Consider the following 12,170-nt stretch of genomic DNA (forward strand, 5'->3'; position numbering starts at 1 on the left):
GATTCAGGACCGTCAACTCAAGAGCGGCCATATCCGTGGCGTCATGCGACTTTTCCCACCGATTCAGGTCATGGAGTCCATGCTGTTCGAGGCAATCTGGCTGGGCGAAATCCTGTTGACCGTTGCCATCTTCAGCGGCTTTCTTTACGTGGATAATCTGTTTGCCCAGCATCTGATGCACAAAACCGTGCTGACCCTGGTGTCCTGGGTAGTATTCGCCGTTCTGCTCGGCGGCCGCTATCTGCGAGGCTGGCGGGGGCGCACCGCCATTCGCTTTACCCTCAGTGGTTTTGCGGTCTTGCTGGTGGCCTTCTTCGGCAGTCAGCTGGTGCTGGAATTCATCCTGAAACGCTGACACACAACACTCCTCACGCAACACGCTTTTGCGTGCCCGGCGTGGGGCCTGACGCATATAGCTTGCCTCTCTCCTTGACACCCCAACCCCCCGGCCCGAACAATAGCGGGCCGACTGGCGGATAAACGATATTTCCTTTGGATACCTACTCTGACGGGTGGCTGATTGGCGCCCTGATTATTCTGATTCTGGCCTCTGCGTTCTTCTCCAGCAGTGAAACCGGCATGGTGGCCATTAACCGCTACCGCCTTCGACATCTGGCCCGTCAGGGACAAAAAGCGGCCAGCCGGGTGGAAGCCCTGCTCAAACGCACGGACCGGCTGCTGTCCGTCATCCTCATTGGCAACAACTTCGTCAATAACTTTGCCGCCACCGTGGCCGCCATTCTGGCGATTCGCTGGCTGGGCGACAGCGGCGCCGCTGTGGCGCCGGTGGTGATCACCATCATCATGCTGGTTTTTGCGGAGATCACCCCGAAGACCTACGCCGCCATGCGCCCGGAGCGAGTCGCGTTCCCTGCCAGCGTGGTCCTCAAGCCTCTGCAGGTACTGCTGGCGCCGCTGGTGTGGATGGTCAACGGGGTCAGCAGCATGCTGCTCCGGCTAGCGGGCATTCGCCCCAACGAGCAGGACGAGGACCACCTGAGCCCGGAAGAGCTTCGTACTGTGGTCAATGAAGCCGGCGGGCTGATTCCCGAGAATCACCAGAAAATGTTGCTCAACATTCTCGACCTGGAAACCGTGACGGTGGAAGACATCATGGTCCCCCGTAACGAAATGGTGGGGATTGATCTGGATGACGACATGCACGACATCCTCACTACTCTACGCTCCAGCCAGCACACCCGGCTGCCGGTGTTCAATGGCGACCCGAACAACATGATCGGCTTGCTGCACCTGCGTAAACTAAGCCGCCTGCTGCTCAAGGACGAAATCAACAAAGCCGAGCTGATGCAATATACGGTGGAGCCTTACTTCGTACCGGAAGCCACCTCCCTGCATCAGCAGCTGATCAACTTCCAGAATGCCAAACGCCGCATCGGCATTGTCGTGGATGAGTATGGCGACGTGCAGGGCCTGGTCACCCTGGAAGATATTCTCGAAGAAATCGTTGGCGAGTTCACCACCGACCTGGCCGCCACCAGCCAGGACATCCATCCCCAGGAGGATGGCAGCTTCGTGATCGACGGCTCCTCCACCCTGCGCGACATCAACCGCGCCCTGCAATGGGAACTGCCCACCGATGGTCCCAAGACCCTTAACGGGCTGATCCTTGAATACCTGCAGGATATCCCCGACGCCAATATCTCGGTGAGAATCGATCAGTATCTGATCGAGATTTTGCAGGTGAAGGACAATATGGTGAAGGCAGTGAGAGCAAGGAAGGCGAGTTAAGTTGACAGTTGATAGTGGAAAGCTGACAGCTGCGCGATCAAAATTCCTGTTTTCTTAAAGCAATGAGGCCGCGCCCAACCTTTGGGCGCGGCCTCTTGCGTTTCAAGATAACCCCTACGGTTAACGCGCAGCTGTCAGCTTTCCACTATCAACTGCCCTTCAAACCCGATCCGCGATCGGCGACCCAACCCAGGCGAGAATATCGGCCTCGTAGCGCTTCACCAGCGCACGCCCTTCGGCGATGGCTTCCTTGGCACGGTGAAAATCCATCAGCGCGAAGTCTTCCAGCATTGGCACCAGCGTCACTTCAGGCGGATCGCCAGCCATACGCGAGCGGGTAATGCGGTCCTGCATGATATTGATGCTGGACGCCACCACATCGAAAAAACCCGGATCCTGACCGTCTCCTGAAGCAAAGTAATCCATCATTTTCTGCCAGATACTGCGCTCTTCAGCGGTGCCTTCCTCTCCCTCTGCCTGGCTGCGTGTGTCCCGGGACAGATGGGCGCCCACCAACTGGGCATTGAGATTCACCGCGATCACCACATCTGCGCCCATGGCGCGAGCGGCAGACACAGGAACCGGATTCACCAGGCCACCATCCAACATCCAGCGCCCCTGCATCTTCACTGGAGAAAACAGCCCCGGCAAGGCACAGGATGCCCGCGCGGCATCCAGCATCCGCCCTTTGGTTATCCAGACTTCGCGGCCACTTTTCATGTCTGTGGCCACGGTGACCAGCTTCTTGTCCAGGGTCTCGATTTCCGGGTTTTCATGGTGGTCCTGAAAAAAGCTGAACAGCTTTTCCCCTTTCACCATGCCGCCGGAAAAACTGATATCCAGCAAACCGAACACATCTTTCACCGTCAGGGATTCCACCCAGTCGGCAAAAGCGTTGAGCGTGCCAGTAACATAGGCGCCCCCCACCAGTGCGCCAATGGATGTCCCCGCCACCACCTGGGGCTGCACACCAATTTCTTCCAGCGCCTGGATTACCCCGATATGCGCCCAACCGCGGGCAGAACCACTGCCCAGCGCCAGCCCGACCACCGGCCGCACAGGCTCCTGATCACCAATCTGCGTTGTCATCGGTTTTTCTCCGCGCGCACCACGCAAGGAGCTGGCTCGCCGTTCATACGCTGATCAATACGGCGAAACACCTCTCGCTTTTCGTCATCCGAGAGCAGCCCCCAGATGGAGATTTCCCCGCCGGTACGGAAACAGCCCACACAGATATCATCTTCATCCAGTGCGCAGATCGACACACACGGCGACACCAGTTGCCTGTCAGTCATGGAAGCGTTCATCCACCTCCAGATGCTGGGCAAACTCTTTGGCATGGGCCACGTAGTGCATGCTGCCCATGGTCAACATGGCCTTGTGCCCTTCACCTATTTCCTTCACCACCTTGGCCGGAGACCCCATCACCAGGGAATTGTCCGGAATTTTCATTCCTTCCGGCACCAGCGAATTGGCGCCGATAATGCAGTTATTGCCGATAACGGCCTTGTTGAGCACCACCGCATTGATGCCGATAAGGCTGTTATCGCCCACCGTACAGCCATGCAGCATGACCTTGTGGCCCACGGTCACGTCCCGACCCAGCTTCATGGGTACGCCCGGATCCACGTGCAGCACCGCACCGTCCTGGATGTTGGTATTTTCACCGATTTCGATCACGTCGTTATCGGCCCGCAACACCGCGTTGAACCAGATACTGCTGTTGGCTTCCATGATCACCGAACCGATCACGGTGGCGTTGTCTGCGATCCAGTGACCACTACCACGCTGCTCCAGGCGGCGCTCACCAATTTTATAAATCATTCGACTCCCCTTTGTTTCCTCGTGCCAGGCAGAGGGTTAACAGGCAGAAAGTTACTTCACCTCGAACTCAATGCCCGCATCATAGACGTGGTTGATCAGATCCAGAATCATGAAGGCGGTCAGACCCCAAATGCGCTTATCTTCATAGTAATAGCTGGGGATACGGAACTGGCGCCCAAACACATCAATGGGGCTGGACAGCTCCGGAATCTCATCCAGAAAGAACTGCAAGGGCACCTGGAAGATGGTATCAATTTCACCCGGCTCGGCCTGCAGCTCCGCTTCCGGGCTGACAATGCCCACAAAAGGCGTCACTTTCATGCCATAACGGGAGGCCAGCGGAGACAACTGCCCCAGCACATCCACATAATCCGGCGACAACCCCACCTCTTCCTGGCTTTCACGCAGGGCCGTCATCAGCAGATTCTTGTCGCCCGGGTCCCGCTTTCCACCGGGGAAAGCCACCTCACCAGCGTGGGTCGGCATGGAATTGGAGCGAACCGTCAGGATAACCCGAGGCTCCGACACATCAACCAACGGCATCAGAACGGCAGCCTCGGGCAACGCCAGGGGCAATTCTGTGCGTCTGTAATCCGGCAAACGCTGCCTGAGCTGCTCAAGCACACCCTTCTCCAATCCTCAAATTCAAACGGTAGTTTGAACAGCCCGGGCGCCCTGGGCAAGCCTTGTCAAAGCCCACCGCCGACCACCGGTCACAAACTCGCCCTCCTTTCCTGACGCGGCAAGACATTGGCTTACACCAAACGAACTAACTGCCAACAGGCTCTCAAACCCTTGCTCTACAAGCATTCCGCGGTTTTTTCTGAAAACCGCCCGGCCCCAAAACGCAATCTCTCCGCTTTTTATTACCCCACCGACTAGTCGCGGCCTGAAAAATTCAGCACCGATGGCGAATGTCACTGCAGGAAAAATCGCGCAAGACTGAGTGCGTGAGGTTCAATTATCAGGGATGAAAATGATGACAGGGCAAGCCATAGCCCACCTTGTTCTTGCAGGACTCTTGTTGATTCTGGGAACACAGGCGAACGCTACCGACCTTTCATTTTTCGATGAAATTCCCGCCGGCAATAGCGCGGACATTGCCCAGGACGGTGCGGATCTCAATGCCTCCATAACCCAGCAGGGAAAAAACACCGGCACCCTCCAACAGGAAGGCCTCAGCCATACCGCTTCACTTCAGCAAAAGGGTTACGCCAACCAGGCTGACATCATTCAGCACGGCACGGCGCAACAAGCGGACATCACCCAGCTCGGCTGGGAAAACCTGGCAGTGGCAAGCCAATACGGCACAGGCAACAACGCCTCTCTCTTCCAGGAAGGCAGCCACAACACAATCACGCTCGATCAAAACGGCGATTACAACCGCGCCATCATTGCCCAATACGGGGTCGGCAATAACGCCGATGTGGCGCAATACGGTAACGCCAACGCTGTTTCGGTTACCCAGATCGGGGCCGGACTCCACGTCTCCATTCAGCAATGGGATTGAAATGGACGACGTTATTTTGCCTAAGACCTAGCCTAAACCTTGAGGAGATACACCCATGAAAACCTTGAAACCGCTTGCCGCTGCCATTCTGGCAACCCTGGCAACTGCATCCTGGGCTGCGAACAATTCAGCCACCACCAACCAGACCGGCGCCGGCAACACCGCCAGCACCGTACAAAGCAGCACCGACGATGCGGTTGCCACGGTTGATCAAACCGGCAACAACAACAGCGCCGACGTCAGCCAGGCCAACAGCGTCAACATGATGACTGCGGACATCGACACCGTAGGTGACGACAACGCTGCCACCATCACCCAGGATGACAGCTGGTTCGCCACTGCCACGGTTGAGCAGGACGGCACCCTTAACACCGCCACCATCACCCAGGTTGCCATTTCCGACAACACCAATGGCACCATTCAGCAAATCGCAGGTAACGAAGACTCCGTTGCCAGCATCACTCAGACATCCGCCTTCTCCAGCGACGCGACCATCGTTCAAAGTGCCAGCCTGAACGCGGATGCTTCCATCACTCAAACCGGCGTCGACCACCTCGCCAACATCACCCAGAACAATCTGATTGGGTCTACGGCCACGGTTAACCAGTCCAACGTCAACAATACCGCCGACGTGCTGCAGGATGATTCCTGGTTCGCCACCGCCACCGTAGACCAGACCGGTGCAGACAACATTGCCAGCATCAGCCAAGTGGCCATTTCCGACAATGCCACCGCCACCATCACCCAAAGCGGCGATAACAACAACGGTCTGATCAGCCAGGATTTCTCGTTCAACTCTGACGCAATGATTGATCAGTACGGCACCAACGGCGATGCGGATATCATCCAGGACGAATCCACTAGCAGCTATGCAGAAATCGTTCAGGGTGGCGACGCCAACATTGCACAGGTTGACCAGGGACTGGGCGACCGTAATACCGCCTATGTGAACCAGTCAGGCACGGCCAATGATGCGGAAGTGGACCAATCCGGCTCCGACAACCTGGCTAACGTGGACCAACACGGCAACGCCAACGTAGCAGTGGCACACTCCCACGGCGGCAACAGCGTTATCGATGTGGACCAGCTGGGTGACAACAACCTGGCCAACGTAGAGCAGGACGCCATTTCAGAATACGGCATCGCAACCATTACCCAGCCTGGCTCTGACAACGAAGCCTTTATTACCCAGTTCGGCATTGGCGCCTCTGGCAATGAAAACGTGGCCACCATCCTGCAGGAAGCCACTCTGGACTCAGCCACCATCACCCAGATGGGCGGCGGCGGTAACAACGCCTTTATCCACCAGAACTGATCATCCCGTGATCACGTCGGGGCCACACTGTGGCCCCGACCTCGTTGTGCCCACCCATAATACCAACGCCTAACCCGGGGGCCGGACCCAAGAGGACAATGTCATGGCGCTGCCGCCTGCACTGCGGATGCTTTTTCCCGCGCTTATGCTGTCTCCCTGTCTCCTGCTTGCAGACAGCAGCACCCCGCAAATTGAACAACACAGCAGTATTAATACCGCCAGCCTCTATCAACAGAGCAGCACCGCCAGCCTTGCAATCATTCGGCAATCCCGAAGCCATGACGTCAATGCCATAATCAGCCAGCAACACAGCCACCGCAGTGACGCCAACATCGATCAGACGCAGTCTCATCATAGCGAGGCACGGATATCACAAGACCACACCGATAGCGCCACAGGCAGCATCCAACAGAATCAGTCACCGTCCTCTCGAGCTGATATAGAGCAGTCAAACGGGTCGGATATCGACGCGAGCATCGCACAGTACGGCACGGGTAACGACGCGCTGATAGCGCAGAGTCATATGGACAGCCGGGCATCCATTGAACAGCACAGCCCGCTTCACGATATCGAGGGAAGCACCGCAACAATCCTGCAATCAGCGGGCAATAGTTCGGGGAAAATCATCCAGTTTGGAGTGGGCAATCATGCAACGGTACATCAGTTCTAATCGGCAACGGTGCCTCGGCACCCTCACCCGCGCAGCGGGGCTTACCCTGTTACTCATCGGAGCAGCGACACCCATGGCCGCCTATTCGTCACCCTGCACTGTGGACATCATTGCCACTGCTGAAAAACAGCAACACCGTTTCCACCTGCTGCTCCAATGCGAGGCAGCCGACAGCAATCTTCATTATGAAATCGGCATTGAGAAAAAAGGGCCCAACGGAAGCAGCCGCACCCGTCAATCCGGCCATATTTCAGTGCATGCAGGAAAAAATCAGGCAGGGAATATCGCCATCAACATCATGCCAACAGATACCGTTACGGCCACCGCCACCATCCGTCGGGGTGACACGCTAATGGCCAATACCACGCGCATCTTTACGCCTGGCTCGCTTTAGTCACCAACTCATCGTTCCCAGCAACAGATTGGCAAGACTGCAGCAATCCGCCCCGGCTAACCGGCGGTGTTTTATTAGCGATCACGCCGGCCAGAGGTTTCTAATGTCTCGCCCCTCAAGGCCAGGCCGTACTGCTTAATCACCTCGGAATCCATATCAGCGGGATTCTCAAGCTGCCAGTTGCCGTCCATAACCCCCTTGACGATAAGGTGTGCCACTGCGGCTTCGATCGCCAGTTTGACACATTGCTGAACCGGCTCGTTGGTGGTGACCCCGGCTTCGGTTTCCAGTAATTCCTTGAAGTCGATATACCGGTACACACCGACCTGCAGCTCTTTACTGTAGATAGTCTTGCGTGTTGAGACCGTGTTGATGATCCGCCCTGTGCGCACATCAACAGCCCGCAGATTCACTGTTACCTGGTCCGTTCGGTATTGCTCCGATGCGCCGACCCCCAGATAACGCGCGCCCAGCCCACCGGTCTTGATATTGGACTCATAGGCAACAATGCCACCCTGAAAAAGAATGTCCGAGGAAAACAGGTCAGGGACATCCGCCACGCGCACGCCTTCCTTCTGGCGCTTTTCTACCACGGCCCGGGCAATCTTGCGCTCAGTCAGCAGGTCTTGCAGTCCTTCCCGTTCCAGAGTGAGGAACCAACCAGAGCGATTAAGGGCATCAATAAGAAACGCCGCAGCGCCCTGGGTGACCGCCGTGGAAAATGACGAAGACGGCGCCGGCCGATATTGCCCGGTCAAATCCCGAAAGCTGTATACCGAGGCCATGATTCGACCTTTGGGGGGCGGCATGCTTTCAAGATCCAGAGCCACATCGGATTTTTTCACCAGCTCAGGGGCTTCCGGCTCCAGAGGCGGAGTCACACACCCAACCAACAGCAGGATCGGCAAGACCAGCATCACTAGCCCGCAACGGTTGTAACCATTCATCCTTGAGTTTCCCAGCGTAGAGCGTCTAAAAGGTATCGGGGACCAGGCCATCCACCGCAATCTGGGTGACTTCGCCGGTATTGATGTCTTCAATAATGATGGACAACACACCCTGGTCATCGATGATGTTAATAGCAAAATCATCGGTCACGATGCTGCCTTCGTTGCCCGCCCCCACATCCGCCAGCAGCTGGCTCAATAGCCGGGACTGCAACGACGATGTCAGGCGATCCAGATCAGAAGGCCTTTCATACGCAGACGAAGACGCTTCCGGATCCTTGTAATCGTTTTGCGCCTGGGCATTGCCCAGCAGGTGGGAACCGTTGAGGGGGTTGCCTCCAAAGTTTGGATTGACCGGCTGGTAAATCAGCTCACTGGCCGCAACAGGGCCAGCAACAAGAACAAACAGACAATAAAGCGTTTTCATTAGTAGCCGTCCTTGGCCAGATCAGGGTTGCCTACCAGAGTATCCAGCACTTTCATGCGCCGGACCCTGAATTCAATGGATTGCACCATCTGCTGTACCCGAGCATCTTCCCAGTTGGACGCAAACGACAACACAAAGCGCTCCAGCGTCGTATCGTCCGATTTCACTGTAATAATGCTGCCACTGCGGGCGGAGGGTTGCTCATAAATGCTGATACTGAAAGGCGAATCGGGAAACAGGTAATGACGTTGATAGGCAAACTGCTGATAAAACCGTTTGCCGATAGGGGTAATCGTCTGATCGACAACCACCCCCATGTCTTTTTCATTCAGGGCGGCCGCTGTCCCGGAAAATGCGAGGAGACTGCAGATGAATGGCACCCACGCCAATCGCAGCCCACACACAGCTACTCTCCGCTCTCTTCCAGGTGGTTCTCATGCACCCAGCGCATCACACCCACCCGATTCTTCACGCCAACCTTCCGGTAAAGGCTTTGCAAATGAGCCTTCACCGTATGCGTACTCAGGCAAAGGGCATCAGCGATTTCATGGTTACTCATGCCACGCACCACATGATCCAGCATCTGCCGTTCACGACTGGTGAGGCTTTCAAAGACATGCCCGCAACGGGTTGGGGTTTTGCGGTGACGGACCAGGTAATCCATGTAGCTGCGCGGGAACCAGCTGCGCCCCTTGCAAACCACATCCAGCGCCTTGGAAATAAGGGCGTCGTTGTCCTGCTGATAAATAACGCCTTTAACCACCGGCCAGTTAAGCAGGAAAAAAATATTATCGCCCCGATCGGCATTAACCAGGATAACCCTGCACAGGGGCATATTTTCCTGGACACGGCCAAGCAACTTTTCCATTTCCGGAGTCGAAAAGTCCAGCACATTAATAAGCACCAGATCATCCTGGATATGATCACAAAAGAGATCATCACTGCTGATTGCGGTGCAGGATACGCCTCGCTGGTTCTCAATGGATTTTGCTAAAAGCCGGATTGCAAGATTGTTGCAATGTGAAACCACCAAATAGGTTTTGCTTTCGTCACGCGTCCCGTGCGCCATCGACACATCCATATCAATGTCCCTTTCCCCAAGTTCATGGCCAATGGACCACGAAATATCGCTCCCTTCACGTTACCAACACAGACATTATCAACCTGGTCTGTCGGCAGGCTGGCATCTGCCAACCGGGATCGTTAGTCTATGTCCACCATTTTCCAGTAGCACTAGTTCTATCGGCTATATTTTAAAATATGTAAAATAGTGATGTTTGTCACAAAAAATATCACTTTATTTTTATATACGCCATTGCCATATCATTCATACCCAAAGTGGGCAATTACCTTTGTGGCGGTATTTTGGGGGCTTTTCATACCGCTTATAGTGAGTTTTCCATGAAATTCTGTAGCCATTGCGGCAACCCCAACCTGCAGTTCAGCATTCCGGAAGGAGATAACCGGCCACGCTACTGGTGCCCGGATTGCCAAACCATCCATTACCAGAACCCCAAGATTGTGGTGGGCTCCGTACCGATTTGGGAAGGTAAAGTCCTGCTCTGCAAACGCGCCATCGAGCCTCGCAAAGGCTATTGGACACTGCCCGCAGGTTACATGGAAAACGGCGAAACCCTGCAGGAAGGTGCGGCCAGAGAGACATGGGAAGAAGCCTGCGCCACGGTGGCCATCGGCGACTTGTATACAGTCTTCAACCTGCCGCACATCAATCAGGTGTATGTGTTTTTTCTGGGAGACGTGGAGGACGGCAAATACGGTGTCGGGGAAGAGAGCAGTGACGCAGGTCTGTTTGCCCTGGATGACATTCCCTGGGATGAGCTGGCCTTCCCCACCATCGGGCGCACGCTGCGGTTTTATATTGATGACCTTGCCCGCAATGATTTCCCCGTGCGCACCCAGGATATCCAGCCGCTTAAGCGTCGGCCCAAAGACGAATAACCGGATCTCGGCAGCTCTCAGTGGGTGCCCGGCAGCGGCTCCAGCTTCCACAAATCGATGGCAGGCTCTTCATAGGGATGCGACAGGCGTAACGCACTGATCACCGCTTGCAGGCACGCGCCCAGGCAAAGCGTCTCCACCCGGTACTCTTCCACCACTTCCACCTGATCATGCTGACCGAGAAAGGGCTGACTCCCTGACAGGGGCCGGAATTGCCCCTGACCCAGCGTCTGAAAGCTGCAATGATCGTAATCACCCAGGTGCCCGGCACCGGCCTCGAAAATGGCCGTTTTCACCTGTTCCACATGGCTCACGGGCACGTAAAAGCACAATTTGTAATGTTGATCACTGGCCTCTGTCATTCATGCCTCCCAGTGCGTTGAACGTTACGATGCCACCCCGGTATCCGAGGGTAGCGCAGACACAAATTCTGGCTTCAACGCATACTCACCATGGGCGGAAATCCAGATACCTTCCGCCGAAACCGTTTGCTCGCCATTTACCCAGACACTGCCTTCACAGCGTAACTTGCGGCGCTCCAGCGAAACCAGCCGGGCTTCGAAATCCACCGGCGTGTTTAACGGCGTGGCCGCCAAGTAGCGGATATTCAAAGTGCCGGTCATGCCGATTTGACGGACATAATCCTGCGTCTTGGCCATCAGCATATCCAACGCCAATGCCAGCACGCCACCGTGGACCCGCCCTGGCGGCCCCTGAAACGCGGGACCAAACGTGGCCCGGCCACGAATACGGTCACCATCGATCCACAATTCCAGCGGCGGCGAAAGCGGCGAGGCTTTGCCGGTAAGAATTTCAAAATCCACCAGGTCAGTCACGTCATCACCACTGCCCTGCCCGGCCAGCAGACGCTGCAGAATATCGCTGTAATCCCGCTGGCCTTCCTGCTGCAATGCCTGGCGCAGCTGCTGCACCTGACCGATGTAATCCTGCAACTTTTCATGCGGTGCATCCAGCCGTAACACCTGTTCGGTGAGGCCCGCTAATTCCTGGCCCAGCTGACGATGCAACTGCGCCCGCGTGGACGGCTCTGGCGTTTCCGCCACACGAATATCGCGAAAATGATAGGTGGTTTCAGACATCAATTACCCCAGACTCTTGGGTGTCAACCAGACACCTTCTGCGCTGACGGTCTGGGTGTCCCCGTGCCAGATGCCGCCCTCTACAAAAATTTTCCGCCCTTCCTGGCCGGTAATGTGCGCCCGACATTCAATCGGCGCTTCTATGGGTGTCGCTGCCAGATAACGGATATTCAACGTACCGGTGACGCCCAAACGAAACGCGGCATGCAGCGCACGGGAGAGCCCTGCATCCAGCAGCCAGGCGATCACCCCGCCATGCACCCGTCCCGGCGGCC

Annotated in this window: 18 protein-coding genes; 7 read left to right on the forward strand and 11 right to left on the reverse strand. The window is 56.1% G+C overall.

Annotated features, from left to right (window positions below; translation table 11 throughout):
• Window positions 1-355, forward strand: a 355-nt coding sequence (locus A3754_RS13790; RefSeq protein WP_197468656.1) for an inner membrane protein YpjD, incomplete at its 5' end; no start/stop codon positions are given.
• 137 nt (window positions 356-492) lie between these two features.
• On the forward strand, window positions 493-1,749 hold the full coding sequence (locus A3754_RS13795) for an HlyC/CorC family transporter (protein WP_063520151.1): 1,257 nt from the start codon (window positions 493-495) through the stop codon (window positions 1,747-1,749).
• Between the two features lie 159 nt (window positions 1,750-1,908).
• On the opposite strand, the gene rssA is transcribed toward A3754_RS13795, so the two are convergent.
• The 4 genes from rssA to A3754_RS13815 are packed head-to-tail and all read right to left on the reverse strand — an operon-like array spanning window position 1,909 to window position 4,197.
• On the reverse strand, window positions 1,909-2,838 hold the full coding sequence (gene rssA, locus A3754_RS13800; RefSeq protein WP_063520152.1) for a patatin-like phospholipase RssA: 930 nt from the start codon (window positions 2,836-2,838) through the stop codon (window positions 1,909-1,911).
• Window positions 2,835-3,044, reverse strand: coding sequence for a DUF1289 domain-containing protein (locus tag A3754_RS13805; RefSeq protein ID WP_082872274.1), 210 nt, complete (start codon window positions 3,042-3,044; stop codon window positions 2,835-2,837). Before A3754_RS13805 ends, rssA begins: the two co-directional genes overlap by 4 nt.
• On the reverse strand, window positions 3,037-3,573 hold the full coding sequence (locus tag A3754_RS13810) for a gamma carbonic anhydrase family protein (protein ID WP_063520154.1): 537 nt from the start codon (window positions 3,571-3,573) through the stop codon (window positions 3,037-3,039). Before A3754_RS13810 ends, A3754_RS13805 begins: the two co-directional genes overlap by 8 nt.
• Window positions 3,574-3,624: 51 nt before the next feature.
• Window positions 3,625-4,197, reverse strand: coding sequence for a CoA pyrophosphatase (locus tag A3754_RS13815; RefSeq protein WP_063520155.1), 573 nt, complete (start codon window positions 4,195-4,197; stop codon window positions 3,625-3,627).
• Between the two features lie 346 nt (window positions 4,198-4,543).
• On the opposite strand from A3754_RS13815, the gene A3754_RS13820 reads away from it, so the two are divergent.
• The 4 genes from A3754_RS13820 to A3754_RS13835 all read left to right on the forward strand — a co-directional run bounded on the left by A3754_RS13820 (window position 4,544) and on the right by A3754_RS13835 (window position 7,462).
• Window positions 4,544-5,083, forward strand: a complete 540-nt coding sequence (locus A3754_RS13820) for a hypothetical protein (RefSeq protein ID WP_082872276.1) — start codon at window positions 4,544-4,546, stop codon at window positions 5,081-5,083.
• Between the two features lie 55 nt (window positions 5,084-5,138).
• Complete coding sequence (locus A3754_RS13825) at window positions 5,139-6,398, forward strand: hypothetical protein (protein ID WP_063520157.1); 1,260 nt, start codon at window positions 5,139-5,141, stop codon at window positions 6,396-6,398.
• A 103-nt stretch (window positions 6,399-6,501) separates the two neighbouring features.
• Window positions 6,502-7,068 (forward strand): hypothetical protein, encoded by a 567-nt coding sequence (locus A3754_RS13830; RefSeq protein ID WP_063519233.1) that lies wholly within the window; start codon window positions 6,502-6,504, stop codon window positions 7,066-7,068.
• Between the two features lie 73 nt (window positions 7,069-7,141).
• The gene (locus tag A3754_RS13835; protein WP_063520158.1) at window positions 7,142-7,462 is read left to right on the forward strand and encodes a hypothetical protein; all 321 of its coding nucleotides are present in this window, start codon (window positions 7,142-7,144) and stop codon (window positions 7,460-7,462) included.
• Between the two features lie 74 nt (window positions 7,463-7,536).
• Here the strand turns inward: A3754_RS13835 and A3754_RS13840 are convergent, their stop codons facing one another.
• The 4 genes from A3754_RS13840 to A3754_RS13855 form a co-directional block, all read right to left on the reverse strand.
• Window positions 7,537-8,409, reverse strand: coding sequence for a CsgG/HfaB family protein (locus A3754_RS13840; protein ID WP_063520159.1), 873 nt, complete (start codon window positions 8,407-8,409; stop codon window positions 7,537-7,539).
• 25 nt (window positions 8,410-8,434) lie between these two features.
• The gene (locus A3754_RS13845) at window positions 8,435-8,836 is read right to left on the reverse strand and encodes a curli assembly protein CsgF (protein WP_063520160.1); all 402 of its coding nucleotides are present in this window, start codon (window positions 8,834-8,836) and stop codon (window positions 8,435-8,437) included.
• On the reverse strand, window positions 8,836-9,153 hold the full coding sequence (locus tag A3754_RS13850; protein WP_063520161.1) for a CsgE family curli-type amyloid fiber assembly protein: 318 nt from the start codon (window positions 9,151-9,153) through the stop codon (window positions 8,836-8,838). Before A3754_RS13850 ends, A3754_RS13845 begins: the two co-directional genes overlap by 1 nt.
• A gap of 89 nt (window positions 9,154-9,242) precedes the next feature.
• Window positions 9,243-9,740, reverse strand: a complete 498-nt coding sequence (locus A3754_RS13855; RefSeq protein ID WP_231880631.1) for a helix-turn-helix transcriptional regulator — start codon at window positions 9,738-9,740, stop codon at window positions 9,243-9,245.
• Between the two features lie 497 nt (window positions 9,741-10,237).
• Between A3754_RS13855 and A3754_RS13860 the strand changes: the two genes are divergently transcribed.
• The gene (locus A3754_RS13860; RefSeq protein ID WP_063520163.1) at window positions 10,238-10,795 is read left to right on the forward strand and encodes an NUDIX hydrolase; all 558 of its coding nucleotides are present in this window, start codon (window positions 10,238-10,240) and stop codon (window positions 10,793-10,795) included.
• 17 nt (window positions 10,796-10,812) lie between these two features.
• Here A3754_RS13860 and A3754_RS13865 read toward each other — a convergent pair whose 3' ends face one another.
• From A3754_RS13865 to A3754_RS13875, 3 genes are all read right to left on the reverse strand, one after another.
• Window positions 10,813-11,157: a hypothetical protein gene (locus A3754_RS13865; protein WP_063520164.1), complete on the reverse strand. Its 345-nt coding sequence runs from the start codon at window positions 11,155-11,157 to the stop codon at window positions 10,813-10,815.
• A 24-nt stretch (window positions 11,158-11,181) separates the two neighbouring features.
• On the reverse strand, window positions 11,182-11,895 hold the full coding sequence (locus A3754_RS13870; protein WP_063520165.1) for a PaaI family thioesterase: 714 nt from the start codon (window positions 11,893-11,895) through the stop codon (window positions 11,182-11,184).
• Between the two features lie 3 nt (window positions 11,896-11,898).
• On the reverse strand, window positions 11,899-12,170 hold a 272-nt coding region (locus A3754_RS13875; protein WP_197468657.1), incomplete at its 5' end, for a PaaI family thioesterase.

Source organism: Alcanivorax sp. HI0083, assembly GCF_001635175.1.

Coding starts and splice junctions, on each gene's coding strand:
- rssA (WP_063520152.1), bottom strand. CDS start 2,838: ATGACAACGCAGATTGGTGATCAGGAGCCTGTGCGGCCGGTGGTCGGG.
- A3754_RS13805 (WP_082872274.1), bottom strand. CDS start 3,044: ATGACTGACAGGCAACTGGTGTCGCCGTGTGTGTCGATCTGCGCACTG.
- A3754_RS13810 (WP_063520154.1), bottom strand. CDS start 3,573: ATGATTTATAAAATTGGTGAGCGCCGCCTGGAGCAGCGTGGTAGTGGT.
- A3754_RS13820 (WP_082872276.1), top strand. CDS start 4,544: ATGAAAATGATGACAGGGCAAGCCATAGCCCACCTTGTTCTTGCAGGA.
- A3754_RS13825 (WP_063520157.1), top strand. CDS start 5,139: ATGAAAACCTTGAAACCGCTTGCCGCTGCCATTCTGGCAACCCTGGCA.
- A3754_RS13830 (WP_063519233.1), top strand. CDS start 6,502: ATGGCGCTGCCGCCTGCACTGCGGATGCTTTTTCCCGCGCTTATGCTG.
- A3754_RS13835 (WP_063520158.1), top strand. CDS start 7,142: ATGGCCGCCTATTCGTCACCCTGCACTGTGGACATCATTGCCACTGCT.
- A3754_RS13840 (WP_063520159.1), bottom strand. CDS start 8,409: ATGAATGGTTACAACCGTTGCGGGCTAGTGATGCTGGTCTTGCCGATC.
- A3754_RS13845 (WP_063520160.1), bottom strand. CDS start 8,836: ATGAAAACGCTTTATTGTCTGTTTGTTCTTGTTGCTGGCCCTGTTGCG.
- A3754_RS13850 (WP_063520161.1), bottom strand. CDS start 9,153: ATGGGGGTGGTTGTCGATCAGACGATTACCCCTATCGGCAAACGGTTT.
- A3754_RS13860 (WP_063520163.1), top strand. CDS start 10,238: ATGAAATTCTGTAGCCATTGCGGCAACCCCAACCTGCAGTTCAGCATT.
- A3754_RS13865 (WP_063520164.1), bottom strand. CDS start 11,157: ATGACAGAGGCCAGTGATCAACATTACAAATTGTGCTTTTACGTGCCC.
- A3754_RS13870 (WP_063520165.1), bottom strand. CDS start 11,895: ATGTCTGAAACCACCTATCATTTTCGCGATATTCGTGTGGCGGAAACG.